The sequence below is a fragment of the Streptomyces sp. BE303 genome, assembly GCF_036290945.1.
In the GTDB taxonomy this organism is placed as follows: Bacteria; Actinomycetota; Actinomycetes; order Streptomycetales; family Streptomycetaceae; genus Kitasatospora.
This window is the reverse complement of the sequence record NZ_JAQYWZ010000859.1, coordinates 36716-61615: the sequence shown is the minus strand read 5'-3', so window position 1 is coordinate 61615 and position 24900 is coordinate 36716. Positions and strand designations below refer to the sequence as shown.

12 protein-coding genes are annotated in these 24900 nt (G+C 76.9%); 1 reads left to right on the top strand and 11 read right to left on the bottom strand.

Going from position 1 to position 24900, the window contains the following annotated elements; translation table 11 throughout:
- Positions 1 to 157 precede the first annotated feature (157 nt).
- Positions 158 to 1738 (top strand): hypothetical protein, encoded by a 1581-nt coding sequence (locus PUR56_RS30390; RefSeq protein WP_329951322.1) that lies wholly within the window; start codon positions 158 to 160, stop codon positions 1736 to 1738.
- A 69-nt stretch (positions 1739 to 1807) separates the two neighbouring features.
- Here PUR56_RS30390 and PUR56_RS30385 read toward each other — a convergent pair whose 3' ends face one another.
- From PUR56_RS30385 to PUR56_RS30335, 11 genes are all read right to left on the bottom strand, one after another.
- Entirely contained in the window at positions 1808 to 2209 is a 402-nt protein-coding gene (locus PUR56_RS30385; RefSeq protein WP_329951321.1) for a hypothetical protein, read from the bottom strand.
- A 133-nt stretch (positions 2210 to 2342) separates the two neighbouring features.
- Positions 2343 to 4334: a N,N-dimethylformamidase beta subunit family domain-containing protein gene (locus PUR56_RS30380; protein ID WP_329951320.1), complete on the bottom strand. Its 1992-nt coding sequence runs from the start codon at positions 4332 to 4334 to the stop codon at positions 2343 to 2345.
- Positions 4331 to 5821: a condensation domain-containing protein gene (locus PUR56_RS30375; protein WP_329951319.1), complete on the bottom strand. Its 1491-nt coding sequence runs from the start codon at positions 5819 to 5821 to the stop codon at positions 4331 to 4333. The genes PUR56_RS30380 and PUR56_RS30375 overlap by 4 nt, the downstream gene beginning before the upstream one ends.
- Positions 5818 to 6099, bottom strand: a complete 282-nt coding sequence (locus PUR56_RS30370; RefSeq protein ID WP_329951318.1) for an acyl carrier protein — start codon at positions 6097 to 6099, stop codon at positions 5818 to 5820. Before PUR56_RS30370 ends, PUR56_RS30375 begins: the two co-directional genes overlap by 4 nt.
- Positions 6096 to 6320, bottom strand: coding sequence for an MbtH family protein (locus PUR56_RS30365; RefSeq protein ID WP_329951317.1), 225 nt, complete (start codon positions 6318 to 6320; stop codon positions 6096 to 6098). Before PUR56_RS30365 ends, PUR56_RS30370 begins: the two co-directional genes overlap by 4 nt.
- 3 nt (positions 6321 to 6323) lie before the next feature.
- On the bottom strand, positions 6324 to 9392 hold the full coding sequence (locus tag PUR56_RS30360; protein WP_329951316.1) for a non-ribosomal peptide synthetase: 3069 nt from the start codon (positions 9390 to 9392) through the stop codon (positions 6324 to 6326).
- Positions 9389 to 10915 carry a class I adenylate-forming enzyme family protein gene (locus PUR56_RS30355; protein WP_329951315.1) on the bottom strand — a complete coding sequence of 509 codons (1527 nt, stop codon included), beginning with the start codon at positions 10913 to 10915 and terminating at the stop codon, positions 9389 to 9391. Before PUR56_RS30355 ends, PUR56_RS30360 begins: the two co-directional genes overlap by 4 nt.
- Positions 10912 to 16626 (bottom strand): non-ribosomal peptide synthetase/MFS transporter, encoded by a 5715-nt coding sequence (locus PUR56_RS30350; RefSeq protein WP_329951314.1) that lies wholly within the window; start codon positions 16624 to 16626, stop codon positions 10912 to 10914. The genes PUR56_RS30355 and PUR56_RS30350 overlap by 4 nt, the downstream gene beginning before the upstream one ends.
- A complete protein-coding gene (locus PUR56_RS30345) occupies positions 16623 to 19988 on the bottom strand; it encodes an amino acid adenylation domain-containing protein (RefSeq protein WP_329951313.1) in 3366 nt (1121 codons plus the stop codon). Before PUR56_RS30345 ends, PUR56_RS30350 begins: the two co-directional genes overlap by 4 nt.
- Positions 19989 to 20426: 438 nt before the next feature.
- Positions 20427 to 24629, bottom strand: coding sequence for a CHAT domain-containing protein (locus tag PUR56_RS30340; protein ID WP_329951312.1), 4203 nt, complete (start codon positions 24627 to 24629; stop codon positions 20427 to 20429).
- 129 nt (positions 24630 to 24758) lie between these two features.
- Complete coding sequence (locus tag PUR56_RS30335; protein ID WP_443034590.1) at positions 24759 to 24890, bottom strand: DUF397 domain-containing protein; 132 nt, start codon at positions 24888 to 24890, stop codon at positions 24759 to 24761.
- Positions 24891 to 24900: the final 10 nt, after the last annotated feature.

Genomic DNA, 24900 nt, shown 5'->3' with positions numbered 1-24900 from the left:
GCCGTGGCGCGTTGTCGTCGGCGGCACGGCCGGCCCATTGACCGCGTCCCTCCCCGGACGGTTGGCTCGGTACCGGCCGACCGCCGGGGGGCGGGCCGCGCTCGCCCGCCGCAGCGGGCCGGACGCGGCGAGGCACGGACGAGGGAGGGACCTCACCATGACCGGCACACCCGGCACACCCGGCACACCCGGCACACCCGCCACACCCGGCACGGACCGAGCGGACCGCACGGGCGGGACGGCCCGCGGCGCACGCCCGCGCCGGCGGGCCGGCGCGGCCGCAGCCCTGCTCGCCGCCGTCCTCGCCGGCACCGCCACCGCCGCGCCCGCCCGGGCCGCGGCGCCGTGGGCGGCCGACACCGTCCGGCTCAGCACCGGCCCGGCCGGCGTCCAGCCCGACGGCGACTCCTGGCCCGACAGCCTCAGTGCCAACGGGCGCTACGCCGTCTTCGGCTCCTCCGCCACCAACATCGTCGCCGGCGACACCAACGGACAGTCCGACGTGTTCGTCCGCGACCTCGTCACCGGCCGCGCCGAGCGGGTCAGCCTCACCGCGGCCGCCACCGAGGCCGACGGCTCCGCCATGGACGGCTCCATCAGCGGCGACGGCCGCTACGTCGTCTTCGCCTCCACCGCCGCGCTCGTGCCCGGCGACACCAACGGCGCGGAGGACGTCTACGTCCGCGACCGTTTCGCCGGCCGCACCGAGCGGCTGTCCGTCGGTGACCCGGCCCGCGAGCAGCCCGGACTGAACTCCTACCTGCCGACGATCAGTTCGGACGGCCGGTACGTGGCCTTCGCCTCCAGCAGGACCGACCTCGTCCCCGGCGGCACCCCGGCGCTCGCCAACGTCTACGTCGCCGACCGGCGGACCGGCGCCGTCCGCCTGATCACCGTCGGCGCGGACGGCTCCCCGGCGGACCGCCCCTCCGCCGCGCCCGTGCTCAGCGCCGACGGCAGCACCGTCGGCTTCATCTCCAAGGCCACCAACCTGCTGCCGCCCGGCGAGGGCGGGCCGGTCGATCCCGACGCCGCCCGCGCGAACGCCCCGGTCGTGGCCGCGGACCGTGCCGACGACCACGTACCCGGCCGGCCCGCCCACGCCCCCGAACGGGCCCCCCATCGGGCCCGGGCCGACGGCCGGGCCTCCGGGGCGAGCACCGAGATCCTCAAGCCCCGTCTGTACCCCTTCTACGTCCACACCCTGGCCACCGGGAAGACCGTCGGAGGCAGCCTCGACGAGAACGGCGAGCTCAGCGGCTCCTCCACGGGCGCGCTCAGCCCCGACGGGCGTTTCGCCGCCTACTCCCAGCTCGTCCCCAACCGGCCGGGCGACAGCGGCTTCGACCGGCACTACGAGATCCGCGTCCGCGACCTGCGGACCGGCACCGTCCGTCAGATCCCGCCCGGCCTCCCCGGCACCACCACGCTGGACGACTCCTTCGGCGCGGTGATCGCGTCGGGCAACCGCTGGGTGTACTTCACGTCCTACGCCGACAACCTGGTCGCCGGCGACACCAACGGCGGCGAGGACGTCTTCCGCCACGACCTGTGGACCGGGCGCACCGAGCGCGTCAGCGTCTCCGCCGACGGCGCCCAGAACCCCGGTCTCTCGTCCGGACCGGTCGTCGGTGCGCTCGGCACCACCGTGCTGTTCGCGTCCACCGACGGCACGCTCGTCCCCGGGGACACCAACACGTTCGGTGACGCCTTCGCCCGCCGGCTGCCGCCGTCCTGACCGGCGGTAGCGGGCCCCGGCGGGATCGCCGGGGCCCGCTCCGTCCCGGCAGGACAGGAGTCCGACGGGTCAGACGCTCGGGGCCGCGTCGGTGGGCGGCCGGTCGACGGCCGGGAGCGGCCCGGCGAGGTACACCGCCTGCGGGGCGAGGGCGGGGGCGGGCGCGGCCAGGGCTCCGGCGACGATCAGGCCGAGTCCGGCCAGGTGGAACGGGAGGGCGAGCAGGACCGGCGCGTTGATCGCCATGGCGAGCCCGAGTTCGTCGTAGAGGCTGTCCGTCGCGAAGGCCAGCACGACCGAGACGACGATCGGGCTCACCGCCATGACGAGGCAGCCGATCATCGCCAGGCGGGCGTTCCGCCCCCTGCGGCGCAGGAAGGTGCCGGCCACGACGGCTCCGGCCAGCGGGACGAGGACGTTGGCGGATCCGACGATCAAGCTGACCAGCCGGGCCGTCTCGTAGTCGGTCACAGCACTCCATCAGTGGTCGGAAGCCGGTGGGTCGGCGAGCAGCACCTCTCGGAACGCGAAGATAGCGGTCCGGCAGGGCCGCGTACAGCCGGATTCACCGCACGCCCGGCCCTGCCGGGCCGCACCCCCGCGCTCACCCCGCCGGACGGCTGAGCAGACGCCCGTCCGCCGAGACGGCGAGGAGGCGGCCGGCGTGGGCGGCGAGGGCGACGGCCGGCGGGAACGAGCCCTCCGCCGGGACGAACGGGACACCCGGCCCGGCTGTCGGGGGGCGGGTGGCGAGGCCGGTCGGGGTGAGCGCGTGCAGGCGGCCGTTCAGCACCGCGAGGGCCGTGGCGCCGGCGGCGGGACCGAGCGGACGCCACGGCTCCTCGGGGGCGAGGGCGGACCGGTGGTGCAGGGTGTCGTCGTGCGGGGTGACGGCGAACAGCGTGCCGTCGCAGACCGCGAGCGCCGCCGTCCCGCGCGGGACGTGACCGGCGGCGGCCCAGGGGGCCGGACCGGGGACGGGGTCGCGGGTGAGCAGCCGGTCGTCCTCGGTGACGGCCAGCAGGGCGAGCGGGACCGGGCCGGCGGCCTCGCGCGGGGCGGTGAGGCAGCGGATCGGGGCGACCGGTGCGGCGGCGGGCCCGGGGGCGCTGCCGGTCCGCGCCCCGGCGGCGGGCCCGGACACGGGCGGGCAGGGCGTCCAGGGGAGGTTCTGGTCGCCGGGCTCACGGTGGAGCAGGGTGGTGCCGTCCCCGGCGACGGCGAAGAGCAGTCCCTCGCACACGGCGAGGGCCCGCAGCCCCTCCGCCGGACCGACGGTGTGCCAGCGCGGTGCGGCGGCGCCGCCGAGGCGGTCGAGGACGTTGCGGGTGATCCGGTCGACCACCGGATCGCCCAGGGCCCGACCCCAGTTGATGGTGGCGGCGTTGAAGACGGTCCCCGCGCCGAGCCGGTGGACGCCCATGGTGGCCCAGCCACCCTGCCCGTGGGCACGCCAGTGCCGCAGGTCGGCGGTGGCGAGGACGGCGAAGGAGCGGGGGGTGCCGTCGCGGCCGGTGGCCCGCGGGACGCCGGCGGACCAGTCGAGTTCGGCGGCGTCGGTCTCGTAGCCGAGGGCGCCGCGCGCGAAGGTGTCGCCGTCGGCCAGACCGGTGCCGTCGAAGACCCAGTGGTCGGCGAAGCGGACGGTGTACGACTCGCGGCCGATGACCGCCATCCCGTCGCCCCAGGCGCCGGCGCCGTGACGGAAGCTGACGCCGGTCATGGTGTTCTCCGGACGGTCGACCGGGGAGCTGGACCACTCGACGGTGGCACGGCGCGGGTCGGTGGCGGTGACCGGGTCGGCGGCGGCGTCCCGGTGGCAGACCAGGGTGCGGCCGCCGTCCTCCAGGCGGATCTGCCACCACGCCGTATTGGCCGCGAAGAAGGCCAGGTTGCCGCCCCGGCGGGCGAACTCCTCGACGGTGTCCCGCATTTCGGCGGACCAGTACTCGTCGTGCCCGTTGACGACCAACAGCCGGTAGGAGGAGAGGAGTTCGGCGCCACCGGGCCGGTCGTGCAGGTCGAGTCCGGAGCAGTACTCGACCGGGTATCCGGCCCGGGGCAGCCAGTGGAGCAGCGGCTCCTCCCAGCGCTCGGGCGGCGGGCCGCCGCCGGGCGCGTCGAGCGGGACCCGGGCGGCGCGGTCCGGCTGTTCGGCGTAGTAGAGGCCCCGGCCGGGCTGCCCGGCCCGGTGGTAGGCGCGCCAGGTGGCGAACGGGATCGAGACCAGGGTGCCGGAGACGGCGCCGGGCCGGGCGGCGCGCACCACGAACCAGACCTCGTGCTCGGCGTCCCGCTCGGGAGCGGGCTGCTCCGGGCGCTCGTCGTGGAAGCTCGCCCGGTAGAGCGAACTCGGCCAGCCGACGGGCACGGTGAGGTCGAAGAGCCGCCCGGTGACGGCCGTCTTGAGCCGGACCTCGCCGGTCACCGCGTCGGTGACGACGACCCGCCCGCGCAACGGCCGGCCGCCCCGGCCGCCCTCGCCCCCGTCGTCGCCGTCGTCGCCGGGGGCGAGGTGGAAGCGGAGCCGCCCGCCCTGCACGCACGAGGTGCCCTCCGCGCGGGCGAGCGGCCTCGGGACCGGGCCCGCCGTCACGAGTCCGCGTCCCGGTACCCGGCGAGCAGCCCGGGCAGGTCGGCGAGCCGGGGCGGCCGGCCGGCGGCGGAGGCGACGACGACCTCCTCGATCGCCCGCAGATGGGCGTGGACGGCGTCCGGGGGCAGGTAGGCGGTGTCGGCGGTCAGGGTGACGGTGAGGGCCGTGTCGTCCCCGGTCAGGTGGAGGCAGTAGCGGCAGGCGACCCGCTCCTGGGTGGCCGGGAAGTCGAGGACGGTCCGCCGGCGGAGCGCGGCCAGCTCCTCCCCGGCCGGCAACGCCCCCTCGCGGAGCGGCCGTTCGACCAGTCGCATGTCGTTGAAGCAGCAGTAGGGGTGGACCTCGGTGCCGCGCTCGCGGGCGATCCCGGCGAGCAGGGCGTCCCACTCCACCGGGTCGTAGGCGGCGGCCCGGTAGCCGGCCAGCGCGGCCCGCCAGGCGGCCGGGAGCAGGTCGGTGAAGACGATCCGGCCGTCCGGGTCCGCCGGCAGGTCCAGGACGACCAGGGCGTCCTGGGAGAGCGTGCCGACGAGGTCGCGGTGGTCCCGGGCGGCCCGGTTCCCGGCGATGGGCAGGACGGCCGCGGCCGGGTGCCCCTGGTCGGCGGCGACCAGGACCGCCGAGGCGGCGAGCAGCACCGTGGAGCCGCTGACCAGGTGGGCGGCGGCCAGCGCGTCGACCGCCGGCGGAAGGGCCGCGGAGACCAGCCGGCCGGTCCAGAACCGGGGCGTGCGCGGCTCGGCGACCGGCTCGGCGAACATGGTCGGCGGCACCCGGCGCAGGTCCGCCTCCCAGCGGGCCAGCGCGGCGGCGCCCCGGCGCCGGCCGGCCGGTCCGTGCTGCTCGTGCGCGAGGTCGAACGGGGTGTCGGCGCAGGGCCGGCCCGCGGAGCCGCGCCGGACCAGCAACCGCAGGTCCCGCAGCAGCACCTCGGCGCCGTGGCCGTCGGAGGCCAGGTGGCAGAGGGCCAGCACGGCGTGGGTGATCCGGCCGCCGCTGCGGACCGCGCCGATCCGGACCGGCCACTCCTGCGTGTAGTCGAACCGCCGCCCGGCGAGCACGGCGAGCAGGTCCTCGGCGGCCTGCCCGGCTCGGGCCGGATCGGGCTCGTCGTGGACGGTCACGCCGATCTCGCCGCCGTCGAGGAGGTGCTGGCGCGGTTCGCCGTCCTCGTCCAGGACGAGTCGGGTGCGGAGCGCCTCGTGCCGGGTGAGCAGCGCGGCGACGGCCTCGGCGAACCGCGGCACGTCGACGGGGGCTCCCCGGTCGGCGAGCGGGAGCACCCGGCCCAGGTTGAAGTAGTGGTCGTTGGGCACGGTGCGGCCGATGGCGTGCCAGATGGCGCGCTGGCCCCAGGTGAGCGGGGCGAGGCCGGTGCGGGTGCCGGTGAAGGCGACGGTGAGGTCGCCCGGACCGGCCGGGGGCGGGTCGGTCACGGCCGACCCGTCCACGTCCACGGCCGGCCCGGCTTCGGCGGGTCCGCTCATCCGGTGGGCTCCACCCCGAGTCGGCGGAGGCGTTCGGCCAGGCCGTCCAGGCCCTCCGCGTGGAGCGCCGGGTCACCGAGGTCGATCAGCACCTCGTACTCCTCCTCCAGGCCGTCGGCGAGGCGCAGCAGTGCCAGCGAGGAGACCCCGAGGGCTGTCAACGAGGCTTCGGAGGCGAGGAGTTCGTCCTGTCCGAGCTGCCCGTCGGTGGCGTCGGAGAGCAACGCGGCGAGGCGGCGACGCAGGGCGTCGGCGGGGGCGGGCGCGGCGGCGTTCACCGGGCGGCCCCGCCGGTGGCGGCCGCCTGCTCGGCGAGGCGGCGGCGCAGGCTGAGCGGGCGGATGTCCGGCCAGACCCGGTCGACGTGGGCGGCGCACTCCTCCTCCGTCCCGACGAACCCCTCGGCACGCCAGCCGGCGGGCAGCGGGGCGCCGGACGGCCAGAGGGCGTGCTGCTCCTCGTCGTTGACGACCACCTGGTACGCGGTTGCGGTGCTCACGGGCTACTCCTTGCGAAGGTCGGCGACGGCGGCGACGACGCCGCGCACGGTCGGGGTGTCGAAGAAGACGTCCAGCGGGACGGTGACGCCGAGCTGTCGGCGGATCCGGGCGGCGATGGACGTCATCAGCAGCGAGTGGCCGCCGAGGTCGAAGAAGTCCTCGTCCGGCCCGAGGTCGTCCAGCCGCAGCACCTCGCGCCAGATGGCGAGCACGGCGGCGGTGGTGTCGTCGGGCTCGTCCGGCCCGGTGGCCGGGGCGGCCGGCTCCGGCCGGACGGTGACCGGTTCGGGCAGGGCCGCGCGGTCCAGCTTGCCGTTCGGGGTGAGCGGGAACGCGGCGAGCACGACGTAGGCGCTCGGCAGGACGGCGGCGGGCAGGGTGGCGGCGAGGTGGGCGCGCAGTTCGTCCGGCCCGGGCGGAGGACCGGCGGGACCGGCGGGGACGACGTAGGCGGCGAGCCTGCGGTCACCGTCGGGGCCGTACAGGGTGGCGGCGGCCCGGGCCACGGCCGGGTGTTCGGCCAGCCTGGCCTCGATCTCGCCGAGTTCGATCCGGTGGCCGCGCAGCTTGACCTGCGTGTCGGCGCGGCCGACGTACTCCAGGGCGCCGCCGGGGTGCAGCCGGACGAGGTCGCCGGTGCGGTAGAGCCGGGCGCCGGGCGGCCCGTACGGATCGGGGAGGAAGCGGGTGGCGGTGAGGCCGGGGCGGCCCCGGTAGCCGTGGGCGACGCCCGCACCGCCGAGGTACAGCTCGCCCGCCAGCCCGGAGGGGACGGGGTGCAGGCGTTCGTCCAGGACGTGGGCGCGGGTGTTGGCGAGCGGCTCGCCGATGCTGACCCGGCCGTCGGTCTCGACGGGTTCGGCGAGGGTGGACCAGACGGTGGTCTCGGTGGGGCCGTAGACGTTGACCAACCGGGCGGTGGCGGCGGCCAGTTCGGCCGCCAGCGGGGCGGGCAGCGCCTCGCCGCCGGTGAGCGCGGTCAGACCGGGCGCCGCACCCCGGAGGCCGGCGTCGAGCAGGACCCGCCAGCCGCTGGGGGTGGCCTGGACGTGGCTGATCCGCTCGCGCCCGATGAGCCGGAGCAGCGCGGGCCCGTCCCGGTGGGCGCCCTCGGGGGCGAGGACGACCCGGCCGCCGGTGGTCAGCGGGAGCAGCAGCTCGACGGTGGAGATGTCGAAGGAGAGCGAGGTGAGCCCGAGCCAGCGGTCCTCCGGGCGGCTGCCGAGCCGGTCGCGCAGGGCGGCGAGCAGGTTGGCGAGCGCGCCGTGCGGCACCTCGACGCCCTTGGGAGTGCCGGTGGAGCCGGAGGTGTAGAGGACGTAGGCGGGGTGGGCGGGCGAGGGGCCCGCGGGCAGCGCGGGCCCCTCGCCCGGTCCGGGGGCGCCCGCCGGTGCGGGGGCCAGGTCGCCGGGCGCGAGGTCGCCCGGCCCGGAGGGTTCGCCGGTGACCCGGAGGGCGAGCCCGGCGTCGGCGCGCAGGAAGGCGAGCCGCTCGGCCGGGTACTCGGGGTCGAGCGGCAGGTAGGCGGCGCCGGCGGCCAGCGTGGCGAGGACGGCGACCAGCTGGTCCCGGCCGCGCGGCAGCGCGATGCCGACCAGCGTGCCGGGGCCGGCGCCGTGCCGGGTGAGCGCGGCGGCGGCGTGCGCGACCAGGGCGGCGAGTTCGCGGTAGGAGTGCGCGACGCCGTCGGCGACTAGGGCGACGGCGTCCGGGGTGGCCGCCGCGCGGGCGGCGAACAGGGCGGGGACGGTGTCCTCGGCGAGCTCGGGACGGGGCGCCGGTGCGGCCGGCCGGACGGCCCGTTCGTCGGGGCCCAGCAGCGGCAGGTCGCCGACGGGGGTGGCGGGGTCGGCGACCACGCCGTCCAGCAGGGTGGTGAGGTGGCCCGCGATCCGTTCGGCGACACCCGGTGTGAGGGCCTCCGTCCGGTACTGCAGGCTTCCGGTCAACTCGCCCTCGGAGTCGACGAACTGGAGGTGGAGGAGGTTGCGGGCGGTGCCCGCGAAGCCGGTCCAGCGGACCGTCGCGGCGAGGTCCCCGGCCGTGGTGCCCGCGGCGGCGAAGCCGGGGCCCGCGGTGCCGGCGGGCCGGCGGCGGTAGCTGAGGGAGAGCGGGGTGAGCGCGGTGCGCGGGGTGAGGCCGCGGACGGCCCGGCCGAGCGGCACGGTGCGGTGCCGGTACAGCGTGCGCAGTTCCCCGCGCACGGCCCGGGCGAAGGCGGCGAACGGCTGCCCGGCCGACGGCTCGGTGAACAGCGGCAGTTCGTTGACCGCCAGGCCGACGGCGGTCTCCTCGCCGGGGCGTCGGACGGAGAGTTCGAGGGCGGTGGCGGGCGCCCGGTTGCCGTAGCGCAGCAGCAGGGCGTGCCAGGCGGCGGTGAGCAGCTCGAAGCGGGTGACGCCCAGCCGGTCGGCCGTGCCGGCCAGCGCGGTGTACCGGGCGCCGGTCAGTCGGAAGGGGACGGCGGCGCCGGGCCCGGGGGCGGTTCCGCCGTCCGCCGGCTGCCGCAGCCCGGGCAGGACCGGCACACCGGGCTCGCGCCAGCGGTCGGCCCAGTACGCGGTGGCGTCCGCGACGTCCTGCGGCGCCGGTTCGGCCGCGGCGGGGGCGGGCGGCGCCGATTCCCGGAGGTCACCGCGGTAGGCGGCGGCGAGGTCGGCGACCAGCCGGTCCTTGGACTCGCCGTCGAAGGCGAGGTGGTGGACGGTCACCAGCAGGACGTGCCGGCCCGGCCCGGTCCGGTACAGGCCGAACCGGGCGAGCGGCCCGGCGACCAGGTCGAAGCGGGCGGCCGTCTCGTCGGCGAGCAGTTTGTCGAGCTCGTCCTCGCCGCAGTCGGCCACCCGCAGCTCGGGCGCGGGACCGGCCAGGACGGCGGTGCCGTCGGGGGCGATCCGGCTGCCGAGCGCGGGGTGCCGGCGGGCGACCGCGGCGCAGGCGCCGGCCAGCGCCGGGACGTCGAGCGGGCCGTCGAACCCGACGGTGACGGCGAGGTGGTAGGCGGCGCTGGCGTCGAGGGTCTGCTCGGTGAGCCAGATGCCGTGCTGGGCGGGGCTGAGGGGGGTGCTCATCGGGGTGCCTCGGGGGACTCGTGGGTCGTCAGGAGCCGGCGCAGTTCGCGTTTGAGGACCTTCCCGCCCTCGTTGCGGGGCAGTGCGTCGCGGAACAGGACGGTGGCCGGAAGCTCGTGCGCGGCGAGCCGGTCGAGCAGGAAGGCGCGCAGCTCGGCGGGGGTCGGTGCCGCGTGCTCGGGCCCGGCGCCGGGGGCGAGCACGACGACGGCGGCGACCACGCTGCCCAGCACCGGGTGCGGGATGCCGAACGCGGCCGCGTCGGCGACCAGCGGGTGGCGGTGCAGGGCGTTCTCGACCTGGAGGGTGGACACCTTGTGGGCGCCGGACTTGATCACGTCCCTCTCCCGGTCGAGCAGGTGGAGGAAGCCGTCGGCGTCGATCCGGCCGAGGTCGCCCATCCGGACCCAGCGGCCCTGGAACACCGTCGTGTCCCGCTCGCCGAGGTAGCCGCGCGGGGCGGTCGGCGAACGGAGCCAGAGCTCGCCCGGTTCGCCGGGCGGCAGCGGCCGGCCGTCGGCGTCGGTGATCCGCAGGTCGGCGAGCGACGCCGGCTGCCCCGGCGACTCCGGGTGCTCCGGGTCGAAGAGCAGGGTGACCTGGGCGGGCGCGGCCTCGGTGGAGGTGTAGTAGTTGGCGATCTGGGCGTGCGGGAAGGCCCGGCCGAGGGCCAGCGCGACCGCTTGTGGGAGGGCCGCGGCGGTGGAGCCGACCAGCTTGACGCCGTCCAGCGCACCGGGGGCGTCCGCCCCTGCCTTGGCGAGGGCGGCCGAGCCGAGCAGTTCGATCGCCGTCGCGGGGACGAGGAAGACGCTGCCGACGTCGTGTTCGGCGATCAGCCGGAGGAACCGCAGCGGGGTGAACTGGGGGGCGGCGATGCAGGCGGCGTGCGCGTTGAGCGCGTTGACCAGCATGGTCTGGCCCGCGTTGGTGCCGACGGGGAAGGAGTGCAGGAACGCCGTGGAGTGCCGCAGCGGGCGGCGGCGCTCGTCCAGGGTGCAGCCGTACGCCAGGTTGGCGTGGGTGGCGGTGACGCCCTTGGGCGTGCCGGTGGTGCCGGAGGTGTAGAGGATCTGGGCGGGGGCCGCCGGATCGGCGGGCGGGAGGCCGGGATCGGCGGGGTGGCCGGCGGCGTCCGCCTCGGTGAGGGCCGTCACCCCGTCCGCGGCGGCGGGGGCGTCCGCCGCCGCGTGCACGAGGAACCGGGCCCCGGAGTCGGCGAGGGCGTGCGCGGTGACGGCCGGGGCGAGCCGGTCGGAGAGCGGGACGGCGACGCCGCCGGCCCGGAGCACGGCCAGGTGGGCGACGGCGTAGGCCGCCCAGTCGGCGGTGCCGTGGCGCAGGCCGACCCGGTCGCCGGAGCGGAGTCCGGCGGCGCGCAGCGCGCCGGCGAGCGCTCCCGAACGGGCTTGCCAGGCGCCGAAGTCGAGCCGGTCGGGGCCGTTGACGATCGCGGTCCGCCCGGCGTGGGCGGCGGCCCGGTGGGCGAGCAGCTCGGGGAGGGTGGCGGGGGCGCGGTTCACGCGGCGCCCGCCTTCGCCCGGTCCGCGGCTTCCGTCGCGGCCCGGCGGTCGGCCGCGAGGCGGGCCCGCTCGCGCAGCCCGACCAGGTCGTCCGGTTCGGCGTCGGGCACGTCCCGGTCGAAGCGGGCGAGCGCGGGCAGCCGCAGTCCGACGGCGACCAGGACGAGCATGGCGAGGCCGAACAGCACGTACATCAGGGCGATGCCGCGCCCGGGGCCGGTGCCGATCAGCGGGCCGAAGACCGGGGCGAGCCCGCCGCCCGGCTCCATCAGCGGGCCGAACACGGCCGAACCCAGCGGGGCGATGACGCCGTGACCGAGCGGCAGGGTCGACCACGCGACCAGGGTGTTGAGCGCGAAGACGCGGCCGTGGAACCGCTGCGGGACCTTGACCTGGACGATCGTCGAGTAGACGCCGTTGACCAGGGAGAGCGCGAAGGACATCCCGAACGCCCCCGCGGCGATCACCCAGAGGCCGGCGTTCAGGCCGGTGACGGCCCCGGCCAGGGCGAGCAGGGCGGCCAGGCCCAGCATCCCGCGCAGCCGGTGCCGGCGCGGTCCGCCCCAGAAGCCCATGGTGACGCCGCCGAGCAGCGCGCCCGCGCCGCCGGCCACCGCCACCCGGGCGGCGCCGTCCAGGTCGTCGAAGGCGAGCACCATGGGCGTGATGAGCAGGAACAGCGGGGAGAGGAAGACGTTCAGCCCGGCGAACCAGAGCAGCATGGCCCGGAAGCCCCGGTTGCGCCAGGACCAGCCGAAGCCCTGCTTGATCTCCGCGGTGAGGGACTCGCGCCGGGTCCAGGGCAGCGTGCGGGGGAACCGCACCGCGAGCAGGATGCCGATCGCCAGGACGTAGCTGGCCACGTCGATGATCAGGATGCCGCGCAGGCCGATCGCCGCCATCAGCGCCACGGCCACCAGCGGCACGACGAACTGCGCCGTTCCGAAGGCGAGCTGGACGATCCCGTTGGCATGGCCGAGGTACTGCTTGGGGACGATCTGCGGCACCGCGGAGGCGTAGGCGAGGCGTTGGAAGGTGAGTGCGACGGAGAGCACGCCGAGCAGGACGTACACCTCCCACGAGTGCAACTGCCCGGCGAGCAGCAGGGCGAGCATCGCGGCCTGGGTGGCCCCGGCCGCGACGTCCCCCGCGAGCATCACCTTCCGCCGGTCGAGGCGGTCGACCAGGGCGCCGGCCAGCGGGCCGACCAGGATGCCGGGGAGCATGGCGACGACGGCGTAGAGCGCGTACCGCGCCATCGAGCCGGTCTCCAGCAGGATCCAGATCGGCAGGGCGAACTCGGTGAGCGCGGAGCCGGTGATGGAGGCCAGCTGGCCGGTGGCGACGGCGAGGAAGCGGCCGAGGCCGGGCTGCGGGCCGTCGGGCTCCGCCGGGGTCGGCGCGGCCTCGGGGGCGAGCGGCGTGTCCGGGTCGACCGCGGCGTCGGGGGCGACCGGCGTGAGCGGGCCGGTCTCGCCGTGGAACCACCAGGAGTTCTCCGGCGCCCGGGCGGGCAGGTCACCGGTCTCCCCCGCCAGCACCGCGCGGTGCACGGTGGTGACCGCCTCCGCGACCTCGGCGGCCCGGTACTTGACGAAGAAGTGACCGCCCTGGTCGAGCACGGCCACGGCGGAGCGCTCGGCGAGCAGCAGCCACTCGCGGTAGCGCTCCTGGTAGAAGTCCGCGGCCGGGTCGTGGTCGCCGACCAGCGAGACCAGCGGCGCCCGCAGCCGGGGCGCGCCCGCGGCCACCTCCGCGATGGCGCGGGTGAAGTACGCCTCGGCGGCCTTGGAGTCCCGGCGCATGTTGCCGACGATGAACCGGATCTGGTCCTGGTCGAGCTCGGAGGTGTCGACGCCCATGCCGGTGAGCCAGTTGACGTAGACCCGGTCGCCGAGCAGCGGCTCCAGCGAGGCGAGTCCGCTGAGCGCGGTGAGCACGCGGCTGCGCGGCTTGGCGAACGGGAACTGGGCGCCGGCGTAGACCGCCTCCAGCTCCCGCCCGGAAGCCTCCAGCAGACGGGCGGTCGCGACGGCCAGCGCGGTGCCGACGCCGCAGTGCCCGTAGACCACGACGGGCCCGTCGACCCGTTCGCGGACCTCCGCGGCCAGTTGCTCGGCCAGTTCGTCGAAGGGCAGGTGTTCCTCGGTGACGCCGATGTCGTGGCCGGGGATGGCCACCGCCCACAGTTCGGTGTCGGCGGGCAGCAGGTCGGCGACGGGCTGGTAGACGACGGCGCTGCCGCCGCCGTACGGGACGCAGACCAGGGTGAGCCGGCGGCGGTCGGCGGGGACGGGCCGGGTGAGCCGGTGCAGCAGGCGGCGCGGGCCGCGGTCCTGCTCGTCGAGGGCGGCGAGCGCGGCGAGGTCGCGGACGGTGCGGCAGGTGAAGAGGTCCATCACGCTGACCGGGCGGGCCCCGGCCTCGGGGAGCCGCCGGCGGGCCTTGGCGACCACCTGGGTGGCGAGCAGCGAGTGGCCGCCGAGGTCGAAGAAGTCCTCGTCGGTGCCGACCTCGGGCAGGCCCAGCACCTCGGCCCAGATCTCGGCGAGCACCCGCTCGGCGGGTGTCCGGGGCGCGGTGGCGCCGGCGTCGCGGCGCAGGCGCGGCGCGGGCAGGGCCCGGCGGTCGAGCTTGCCGTTGGGGGTCAGCGGCAGCGCCGGGAGGACGGCGAAGGCGGTGGGCACCTGGTGGTCGGGGAGGGTCCGCTTGAGCGCGGCGCGCAGGGCGGCGGGGTCGGGCTCGTCGGCGCCGGGCTCGGGGACGAGGTAGCCGACGAGCCGCTTGTCGCCGGGCCGGTCCTCGCGCACGACCACGGCGGCGTCGGCGATGCCGGGCCGGGCGCGCAGGGCGGCCTCGGTCTCACCGGGTTCGATCCGCAGGCCCCGGATCTTGACCTGCTGGTCGATCCGGCCGAGGTGTTCGAGGGCTCCGTCGGGCCGGCGGCGGGCGAGGTCGCCGGTGCGGTACAGGCGGGCACCCGGCGGGCCGTAGGGGTCGGGGACGAACCGGGCGGCGGTGAGGCCGGGTCGCCGGTGGTAGCCGAGGGCGACGGCGGGGCCGCCGATGTGCAGTTCGCCCGGGGCGCCGGGCGGCACCGGCCGGAGTGCCTCGTCCAGGACGTAGAGGCGGGTGTTGTCGATCGGCAGGCCGATCGGGACGGTCTCCAGCGGGCCTTCGCACTCCCAGGCGGAGACGTCGACGGCGGCCTCGGTGGGGCCGTACAGGTTGGCGAGCGCGCAGCCGGGCAGGCGGCCGGTGAACTCCCGTGCGGTGTCGGGCGGGAGGGCCTCACCGCTGCACACGACGCGGCGCAGTGCGGTGCACTCCTCGATGCCGTCCTCGGCGAGGAAGACGGTGAGCATGGCGGGGACGAAGTGGGCGACGGTGACGCCGGCCCGCACGATCAGGTCCCGCAGGTAGCCGCTGTCCTTCTGGCCGCCGGGCTTGGCGAGGACGATCCTGGCGCCGGTGGTGAGCGGCCAGAAGAACTCCCAGACGGAGACGTCGAATCCGGCCGGGGTCTTCTGCAGGACGGCGTCCCCGGGGCCGATCCGGTAGGCGTCCTGCATCCACCGGATGCGGTTGGCGATGGCCCGGTGGGTGTTGGGGACGCCCTTGGGGCGGCCGGTGGAGCCGGAGGTGTAGATCAGGTACGCGGTGTCGTCGGGGGCCGGCCCGACGGGACCGGCGGGACCGCCGGTCCGGGTTCTCGCCCGGTGCCACTCGGCCGGGTCGTCGAGCAGCAGGACGCGCGCGGTGCAGCCGTCCGGGACGGGGAGCCCGCGCTGGGTGAGCAGGACGGGTGCGGCGCTGTCCGCGAGCAGGAAGGCGAGCCGCTCGGCCGGGTACTCCGGTTCGAGCGGGGTGTAGCCGGCGCCGGCGCGGAGCACGCCGAGCAGGCCGGCGACCAGCTCGGGCGAGCGTTCGGCGCTGACCGCGACCAGGCTGCCGGGGCCGATCCCCTCGGCGGCGAGGCGGGCGGCGATCCGGTCGGCGGCCGCGTCTAGCTGACGGTACGTCAGGACGGGCTTGCCCTCGAAGGCGACGGCGACCGCGTCCGGGGTGCGGGCGACCTGTTCGGCGACCAGGGCGGTCAACGTGGTGGCCGGGCGGTCCACGGCGGTGTCGTTGAACTCGTCGATCTCGAAGCCGCGTTCGGCCTCCGGGAGCTCGCCGAGGGCGGACAGCCGGGTGTCCGGATCGGCGGCGACGGCGGTGAGCAGCCGGCCGAGGTGTCCGGCGAGGCGGGCGATGTCGCCCTCGGCGAACAGGTCGGTGTTGTAGTTGAACGAACCGAGCAGGCCCTGCGGCCACTCCTGGAGGAAGAGTTCCAGGTCGAACCGGGTGCCGCTGGCCCGCACCCCGAACGGCTCCACCTCCACCGGCAGTCCGTCGATCCCGTCGCGCTGGGTGGCGTAGTTCTGCACCGCGAGGACGGCCTGGAAGACCGGCGGCCGGGTGACGTCGCGGGGCACCTTGAGCTCGGTGACCAGCTGGGCGAAGGGCAACTCCTGGTGGGCGTAGGCCTCCAGGCAGGTCTCCCGGGTGCGGCGGAGCAGCTCGGTGAAGGCCGGGTCGCCGTCGAGGCGGGCGGGCAGGGCCAGCACGTTGACGAACATGCCGACCAGGGCTTCGAGTTCGGGCTCGGTGCGGCCCGCGACGGGCGAGCCGACCGCGAACTCCCGCTGCCCGCTGTACCGGGCGAGCAGGGCCTGGAAGGCGGCCAGCAGCACCATGTGGACGGTGGCGTCGTGCTGCTTGCCGAGCGCGGTGAGCCGGTCGAGCAGGTCCCGGTCGACCGCGAAGCCGTAGCCGGCGCCGTCGAAGGTCTGGCGCGGCGGCCGGGGGCGGGAGAAGGCGAGCTCCAGCGGTTCGACGCCGGCCAGCTCCCGGCCCCAGTGCGCGACCTCGGCGGCGAGCCGACCGCCGCTCAGCCGCTCGCGCTGCCAGATGGCGAAATCACCGTACTGGACGGCGAGTTCCGGCAGCGGGTCGGGCCGGCCGGCCGCGTACGCGGCGTAGCCGCGGAGGATCTCGCCGAGCAGTACCTCGCTGGACCAGCCGTCGCCCACACTGTGGTGGACGACCAGCAGGAGGACGTGGTCGTCGTCGGCGAGCCGGATCAGCAGGGCACGCAGCAGCGGGCCGTTCTCCAGGTCGAACGGGACGGCGGAGGTCTCGTCGACCAGCCGTTCGGCGTGCGCCTCGCCGTCGGCGTCGGTCACCGTGAAGGCGGCCGGGCCCGCCGGGTCGACGGCCAGCAGCGGGCGGCCGTCCTCGGTGGCCGGGTACCGGGAGCGGAGGGTCTCGTGCCGGGCGACGGAGGCGTCCAGGGCGCGGCGCAGGGCTCCGGCGTCCAGCGGCCCCCGCAGCCGCCGGACCACCGGGATGTTGTAGGCCGCGGTGCCCGGTGCGAACTGCTCCATGAACCAGAGGCGTTCCTGGGCGAAGGAGAGCGGTACGGGCGCGTCGGCGGCGCGGCGCGGGATCGCCCCGCGCGGGGCGGTGCGGGCGCGCAGCCGCCGGCTGAGCAGCTCCCGCTTCGCGGCGGTGAGACCGGCGGCCGGCGGCTCGGCCGCCCGGGCCGGGACGGTGACCGCAGGGGCCTCGCCGGTGGGCGACGGGGCGGTGGGCGACGGGTCCGCCGGAGGCGCGCCCGCAGCGGGCGCGTCCGCCCCGGCGGCGGAGATGGTGATGTCGGTGCTCATTGCGGCGTTGCGGTCCCTTCCAGGGCGTCCTGCGCGGCGAGCAGTTCCTCGACGGCGTCGTCGGACAGCGCGGCGAGCTCGGCGACCAGGGCGGCTTCGACGGCGTCGGCGAAGGCGGCCACCGTGCGGTGGGTGAAGAGGGTGCGCAGCGGGACGGCGAGGTCGGCCGTCCCGCGGATCCGGGCGATGACCCGGGTGGCGAGCAGGGAGTGGCCGCCGAGATCGAAGAAGTCGTCGTGGACGCCGACCCGGTCGAGGCCGAGCACCTCCTGCCAGACCTCGGCGACCAGCTCCTCCGCCTCGGTGCGCGGGGCGAGGTAGGCGGCGCGCAGGTCGGGGCGGGTGTCGGGGGCGGGCAGGGCCCGGCGGTCGAGCTTGCCGTTGGGGGTCAGCGGCAACGCGTCGAGCGCGACCAGGGCGTTGGGCACCAGGTGGGCGGGCAGGGTGGCGGCCAGGGCGACCCGCAGCGCGGCCGGGTCGGGAGCCCCCGCGCCGGGCGCGGGCACGACGTAGCCGACCAGGCTGTCGCCGCGGGCGACCACCGCGGCCTCGCCGATGCCGGGCCGGGCGAGCAGCGCCGACTCGACCTCGCCGGGCTCGATCCGGTAGCCGCGCACCTTGACCTGCGCGTCGATCCGCCCGAGGAACTCCAGGGCGCCGTCGGCGCGGTGGCGCACCAGGTCACCGGTGCGGTAGCGGCGGGCGCCGGGCGGGCCGTCCGGGTCGGGGACGAAGGCGCGGGCGGTGGCCCCCGGCCGGCCGAGGTAGCCGTCGGTGACACCGGCCCCGCCGACGACCAGCTCGCCGGGAGTGCCGGGCGGTACGGGCGCGCCGTGGCGATCGAGCACGGCGACGGTGGTGGCGCCGATCGGCCGGCCGATCGGCGGGCGGTGTCCGGCGTCCGCGGCGGTGAGGTCGGCGGTGGTGGCGATGACGGTGGTCTCGGTGGGGCCGTAGGAGTTGACCAGCCGGACGCTGTCGCCGAAGCGGGCCCGCCAGGCGGCGACGGCCTCCGGGGCGACCTGGTCGGCCCCGAGGATCAGCAGCCGCAAGCCGGGCGGCCAGGGGGTGGCGTCGAGGTCGGCGGCCAGCCGGTGCCAGTACGGCGTGGGCAGGTCGAGGACGGTGAGGCCGGCGGCGGACGGCTCGGCGAGCTGGTCGGGCAGTGCGGCTCCGGCATCGGCGACCACCAGGGCGGCGCCCGCGGCGAGGGCCGGGAACACCTCCTCGGCGCAGGTGTCGAAGGAGAGCGAGGCGTACTGGAGCACCCGGTCGGCGGCGGTGATGCCGTAGCCCTCGCGCATCCAGGCGACCCGGGCGGCGAGCGCGCGGTGCGGGACGAGGACGCCCTTGGGGGTTCCGGTCGAACCGGAGGTGTAGACGAGGTAGGCGGTGTCGTCCGGGCCGGCGGCGGCCCCGGCCGCGAGCGGCGCGGGCGCGACGTCCGGGGCCGGTCCGCCGCGGCCGTCCGCGTCGGCGGGGAGGACCGGGCGGGCGGGGAGGACGGGGATCACCGGGACCGCGGTGGTCAGGCCGTCGACGGGCGCGCCGTCCGTGGTGACCAGCACCGCGGCGCCGCTGTCGGCGAGCATGAAGGCGAGCCGGGCGGCCGGGTACTCCGGGTCGAGCGGCAGGTAGCCGGCGCCGGCCCGCCAGGCCGCCAGCATCGCGACCACCGCGCGCGGCCCGCGCGGCAGGCAGAACGCGACCAGGTCGCCGCGCCGCACACCGTGGGCGGCCAGCCGGGCGGCCAGGGCGCGGGAGGCGTCCGCGAGCTGCGCCCGGTCGAGGGTCTCGTCGCGTCCGACCAGCGCGACGGCCGCCGGTTCCGCCGCCGCGGCGAGGTCGATCGCGTCGAGCACGGTGGCCGGGTGGTCGGGCAGCGCCGGTCCGGTGGACTCCCCCGCCCGGGCGGCGCGTTCGTCCGCGTCCAGGAGCGGCAGCCGGTGGACCGGGGTGTCCGGGTCGGCGAGCGCGGCCCGCAGCAGGGTCTCGAAGCGGCGGCCGAGCCTGACGACCCACTCCTCGTCCAGCAGGTCGGTCCGGTAGCCGAACACGGCCTGCAGGTCGGCGCCGTCCGGCCGGACGTCCAGGGCCAGTTCGAACTTGGCGGCGGTGTGGCCGCCGTCCGTCTCGGCGCAGACCAGGTCCGCGAAGGCGTGCTCGTCCAGCGCTCCGCCGCGCTGGGTGTGCACGGTCAGCAGGGTCTGGAAGAGCGGGGTCCGGCCGGGGTCGCGGTCCGGCCGGAGCTCCTCGGCGAGCTGCTCGAACGGCACCCGGCCGTGGCCGAGCGCGCCCAGCCAGTCGCTGCGGACCCGGCGCAGCAGCGCGTCGAAGGTCGGCGCGTCGGCGAGGTCCGCGCGCAGCACCAGGGCCGAGGAGAAGTAGCCGACCGTCGACTCGCTCTCGACGGTGGTGCGGGCGGCGGTGGGCACGCCGACGCAGAAGTCGTCCTGGCCGGTGCAGCGGTGCAGCAGCGCCTGGTAGGCGGCGGCCAGCACCATGAACGGGGTCATCCGGCGAGCGCGGGCGAAGGCCTCCAGTTCGGGGCCGGCGCCGCGCAGGATCCGGGTGTGGAAGGCACCCGTGCTGCCCGGCCCGGTGGGCCGGGGCCGGTCCAGCGGCAGCTCCAGGGCGGGCGCGCCGGCCAGCCGCTCGCGCCAGTACGCCACCGCTCCGGCGGCCTCCGGGCCGGCGAGCCAGGCGCGTTCGGCGGCGGCGTGGGCGGCGTAGGAGGGCGGGGCGGGCAGGTCGAGCGGCCGTCCGGCGCGGTGCGCGGCGTAACGGTCGGCGAGTTCGGTGCGGAGCAGGCCGAGTGACCAGCCGTCGGCGGCGATGTGGTGCAGGACGAGGCAGAGCACGTGCTCGCGGTCGGCGGTGCGCAGCAGGGCGGCGCGCAGCAGCGGTCCGGCGGCCAGGTCGAAGCCGCGGTTGGTGCGTCCGGCGAGCGCGGCGGCCGTCTCCTCGGTGGGGCGTCCGCGCAGGTCGATCTCGTCGAGCGGGACGGGCGCCGCCGCGTCGACCAGGGCGACCGGCCGCCCGTCCTCGGCGGGGAACCGGGTGCGCAGCGCCTCGTGGCGGGCGACCAGCCCGTCGAGGGCGGCGCGCAGCGACTCCGGGGCCAGCTCGCCGGTGAGGCGCAGCGCCAGCGGGATGTTGTACGCGGGGTCGCCCGGGTCCATCTGGTCGAGGAACCAGAGGCGTTCCTGCCCGACGGTGAGGACGGTGGACGTGGCGGTGGCGGTGGCGGTGGCGGTGGCGGTGGACGTGGCGGTGGCGTTGACGGCGTCGGTGGTGGTCGGGCTGCCGGGCGCGGACGGCTGGGCAGGCCGGTGCTCGGGCTCCTGGACGGTCCTGGACATGGTGCTCCTCGGTACCCGCCCCGCAGAGGGGACGGCGGGTCTGGGACATGGCTCGGCCGCGTGCCCTGTGTGGGTGGGAGGGAGCTGCGCGCTCGGCGAAGGCGGCGGGCCCCCGTATGGCCGCCGCAGTGCGGATCATGCTAGGGAGCCCCCAAGGGGGCGTCAATGGTCTGGACCAGCTTGACCGGTGGGACCAGTGGGACGGGTGGGACAGCCAGGGCGAAGGGGTTCGATCCGGGCGTGAACGGCGGAAAGCCGCCCGAAACACAGGTCTGGACGGCCCCGCCGCGGACGCCGCCCCGGTGCCGCGCGCCCCTCCGCCCGGCCCTTCACGCCGTCCACAGCCGCGCCCCGCCGCCGCACCCCCGGCCCTCGGAACGGGTCAGGGCCGGGCCCGCCGGGCCTGACGGGCGGTCACCGACGGGCCGTGACCGCCCGTCACGCGCCCTGGTACGCGAAGGCCGCCCACACGTCGAGGGCAGCCGTGTCGCGGCGGGCGAGCGCGACGAGCTCCGCCGGGGCTCCCGGCGGAAGCCGGCGGTCCGGTCGGAGCGCCCACAGCTGGGTGCGGCGCAGCGCCTCGGCCGGCGGATCGCCCTCCGCGAGCCGGCCGTGGAACACGTACATCAGCACGCACACCATCTCGTCGACCACCTCCCAGCGGGAGCCGATCACCCCGGTGGCCCCGGCGGCGACGAACGCGGTGGAGAGGGTGAGCGCCTCGTCGAGGTCGCCGCCGGTGTGGTCGCTGACGCAGGCGTCCAGCACCACCAGCCCGCCCGGCGAGCCCGGCGGGCGGCCCTGGGCCTGCCGCAGGATGTCGCCGACCGGCAGCCGGCCGCTCCGCGCGGGGTCCTGCCCGTCCTGGCCCGCCGCCCGCCCCGCGTCCTCCGCGCCGGACCGGACGGGCCCCGGTTCGGGCGCCAGGCCGAGGTAGGCGTCCAGCGGGGAGCCGCCCGACGGCAGTGCGTGGCAGGCGAGGTGCAGGACCGACGCCCCGGCCCGCCCCGGGGCGGGCAGCGCGGCCAGCACCTCGCGCGCCGTCCCCGCGCCCTCGGCGCCCTCGACGTAGCCGAGCAGGGTCCCGTGCGGGTAGTAGTCGGCGTGCAGGTACTCGGCCTCGACCTCGGCGAACATCAGCTCGCGGGTCGGGTCGCCGACGATCACCGGCCGCTCGCCCAGGGGCAGCCGGGGCCGCCCGACCACCTCGCAGAACTGGCGCGCCGAGGCGGCGTACGACAGCACCGCCCGCTCCAGGGCGCGGACCGGCCGGCTGCCGTCGCGCAGTCCGCTGCTCAGCAGCGCCGCGTGCCAGGGAACGCCGCCGAACTCGCCGAACGGCACCAGGACCAGCCGGGGCAGCCCGCCCGCCACCCCACCGCTGCCGGCCGATCGCAGCGCCGGGTGCCGGAGCAGCGGCCGGAGGACGGCGGTGCCCGACCAGTCGCACAGCTCCGCCAGGGTGGCCTGCCAGCGGCGCCGGGCGGCGATCCGGTCCGGGTGGCCGGCCGGGTGGTCGCCCAGGGTGGCCTGCCGCTCCACGTGTGCCCGCCGGTAGGCGGTCAGCGGACCGCGCGGGCCGAGCGCGTCCGAGCTCACCAGGCTGAGCGGCACCAGCTCGACACCGCCCGTGCCCGCCGCCGTGACCAGCAGCGCCTGACCGCTCCGGCCCTCGCCGGGCGGCAGCAGGTAGACCAGGCCGTCGGCTCCGGCCGCACGCAGGCTCCGGGCGATCTCCTCGACCGACGGTGGTGCCATGAGCAGGGTGCCGGCCGGGGAGTCGGCCAGCGCGGCGACCGCGCGGCGGCGCAGGTCGTCCGGCATCGGGACGGCAGCGCCGCCGGGCAGCGAGTCGAGCAGCGTGCCGGGAAGGCCGAGCAGGGCATCGAGCGAACCGACGGAGGCGATGTCACCGGCTTCACCGCCCACCGCCCAGGCGGCGGCGAGATCCTCGCGGCCGGCGGCCCGCAACAGGTCGGGGACGTCGGTCGTGGTGGTGGAGGCGTGCAGCACCAGGCCCCGGCCGAGCTCCAGCACCTCCACGGCGGCCCGCAGGTGGGGCGTCGCGGCGTCCGGGCCGGACGGCTCCCCTGACTCCTCTCCCGTCCCCACCGCATCGAGGTCGGCCAGGCACCAGTGGGCGATCGACAGGGCTTGGGCGGCGGCGTCCCTGGCCACCACGAGGGCCGGGGCGGCGGCGGCCTGGAGCAGCGTGGCGGCGGCCGTCTCACGCAGCGCGGCGAGGCCGAACTCGCGGCCCAGCCGGCGGTCGTCCGGGCCGAGGCGCTGCCGGTGGACGCGGGCCACCAGCATCGTCGCCGCGGCGAGCAGCTGGGTGGGACTCCCGCGCCGGAGCCGGTCACGGACGGCCCCCGCGGCGGCCAGCGCCGCGACGGCGTCGGCCGGGAGCCGCGCGTGGCGGTGCCGCATCATCAGCAGCATCGCCCGCAGCAGTTGTCCGCGCGTGCCCTCCAGGCTCGCCGGGTCGACGGCCCTGTCGAGCTCGTCGAGGTAGGTCAGGGCGCCGCCGACGCGGTGTTCCGAGTAGACCGGGTAGAGGGCCAGCAGACCGAGCGCCGACGCCGCCCGCATGGTCAGCACCGCCTTGTGCAGATGCCCGGCGGGCGTCTCCTCCGCCGCCTCCACCATCAGGCCGACGGCCTCGACGATCCGGTCCGGGGCCGTGAAGAGGGCGTGCATGAAGGTGACCGCGCCGAGGTCGCCGCGTGCGAGCAGGTACAGCGGGTCGTCCACCGGGACAGCCGCGACCAACGGCTCCAGCTCGGCCACCACCCGGCCCATCCGCCCGGTGTCCCGGCCGGTCATCGCGTCCTGGAACTCCAGCATCAGCCGGGTGCGCTGGAGGGTCGGCAGCTCACGCGCCACCAGCCGGTCCACCCCGGCGTGCTGCGAACGGGACAGGAAGGCCAGCACCTCGGCGTGGTAGCGGCGGGAGGCCTCCAGGTCCTGGTAGTCGCCGCCGAGCAGGAAGCGCTGGTAGAGGCTGACCGAGAGGTTCTCCAGGTAGACGGCCCGGTTGACGTCGTCCGGTGCGGCCCGGCGGAACGCGGCGCGCTCGTGCCGGATCGCGGCGTCCAGGTCGGCCATCTCGTTGGTCAGCGCGAAGCGCTTGCTCATGGCCGCCGCCAGCGAACCGTGCAGGTGGTCCTCCGACCACTGGGTGCCGGAGGGCTTCGCCCGCGACTCGTCCAGCAGTCCGATCACCCGGTCCACCGCGCCCAGGTCGGTCGAGAACTCGCCCTGCACGATGGAGGCGTGGGCCAGCTGCTGGAGGATGTCACTGCGGCGGATCCCGTGATCCTCCTCCTGCATCGAGTCGACGGCCACGGTGAGGTGGTGGGCGGCCTCCTCGGTGCGGTACGTCTCCGGGTCGTGCTCGCGCATCGCGTTCACCATGGTGCCGAGCATCGCGTGCGAGGCCGGCCGCACCGGGTCGTCCCCGGCCATACCGGCCAGGCCCTCGCGGAGCACCTCCACCGACTCCCGCGCCTCCTCGGTCGCCACGTAGCGGTCGAGCCGGGCCAGTCCGGCCAGCGCGCCACCGAGCAACCAGCGCACCGTGCCGCCCAGTTCGTGTTCGGGCGGGAGCAGTCGGCGCAGATCGCGCAGTCGGGCCAGCCGGTGGTCCACGTCCTCCGGCCGGATCGTGCCGTCGCAGCGCTCCCAGTACCGGTCGATCAGGCTGAGCGAGGCCCGCAACCGGTAGGGGTCGTCAGGCGCGCTGGTCGCCGCGATCAACTCCAGGTGCATGACCGCCCGTTCGACGCGCAGTTCCTGCTCGGGCGTGGCGGCGCGACGCTCGTCCCCGACCAGCAGGAGGGCGAGGCGTTCCCGGACGGCGAGTTCGAGGGGCTCGGCCAGGTCGACCGGGCCGGGCTCGGCGTCCGGGGCCGGACGGAACGGCGGGCCGTCGGCGTCCGTCCACGGCGGCGGGCGCAACCCGCCGAGGACGCCCTCCAGGACGGCGCTCGCGGCGGCGAGGTCGGCGGGGTCGAGGTCGCGGTCGTGCCGGTCGGCGAGCGCACAGCCGAGGTTGGCCAGGAAGCCCGGGTCCTGGTCGTCGTAGTCGGCCTCGTCGGACGGATCCCGTCCGGCGAGTGCCCGCCAGGGACCGGGCGGGACCGGGACGGGGCAGGCGAGCCGCAGCGCCTCGACGGCCCGGTCGAGGTCGTCCGCGCGGGCGTCCCCGTCGGCCGAGGCATCGGCCAGCACGTCCTCGTGGCGTACGTGCAGCAGCAGCCCCAGCCGACCGGCGGCCTCCGCACGCTCCGGCGCACCGGGATCGAGGAGCGCCACGGCGAGCGTCAACAGCTCGACGGCAGAAGTCCGTTCGGCCAGCACGGCGGACCTGATCTCCTGGTCCTCCGCGAAGTCCGGCTGCGCCGCGGCCCGCCAGTACCGGACGGAGAGGGTGAGCCCGAGCAGGAACCGCACCTCGGCCGACGCCTGTGTCGGCGCCGCCGCCCCGGCCCGCTCCAACAGCCCGCGCGCGGAGGCGAAGGCGGTCAGCGCACCGGAGAGAAGGACGGACTCGCGCCTCGGATCCGCCTCGGCGTCGTACTCGTCCAGCAGTCTCCGCCCGCGTGCGACCGACGCCGCGGCCTCGTCGAGCACCGTCACCGGAACATGACCTCCCCCGTCGCCCACCCGTCCACGGCAGACAACCGCACCACCCGCCCCCGGTCAACAACAAGCGGCACGGAGAGGCCCGGCCGCCCGGCACACCGGACGGCCGGGCCGGGGCACTGCTCAGATACCGCCGAACTCGCCCGCCCGGACGGCGGCGACGAAGGACCGCCAGGCATCGGCGGGGAAGCGGAGAGCGGGCCCGTCGGGGTCCTTCGAGTCACGGATCTGGAGCCGATCGTAGCTCTTGCCCACCGGAAGACTT

Coding starts and splice junctions, on each gene's coding strand:
- PUR56_RS30350 (WP_329951314.1), bottom strand. CDS start 16,626: ATGAGCACCGACATCACCATCTCCGCCGCCGGGGCGGACGCGCCCGCT.
- PUR56_RS30375 (WP_329951319.1), bottom strand. CDS start 5,821: ATGAGCGGACCCGCCGAAGCCGGGCCGGCCGTGGACGTGGACGGGTCG.
- PUR56_RS30390 (WP_329951322.1), top strand. CDS start 158: ATGACCGGCACACCCGGCACACCCGGCACACCCGGCACACCCGCCACA.
- PUR56_RS30360 (WP_329951316.1), bottom strand. CDS start 9,392: ATGAGCACCCCCCTCAGCCCCGCCCAGCACGGCATCTGGCTCACCGAG.
- PUR56_RS30345 (WP_329951313.1), bottom strand. CDS start 19,988: ATGTCCAGGACCGTCCAGGAGCCCGAGCACCGGCCTGCCCAGCCGTCC.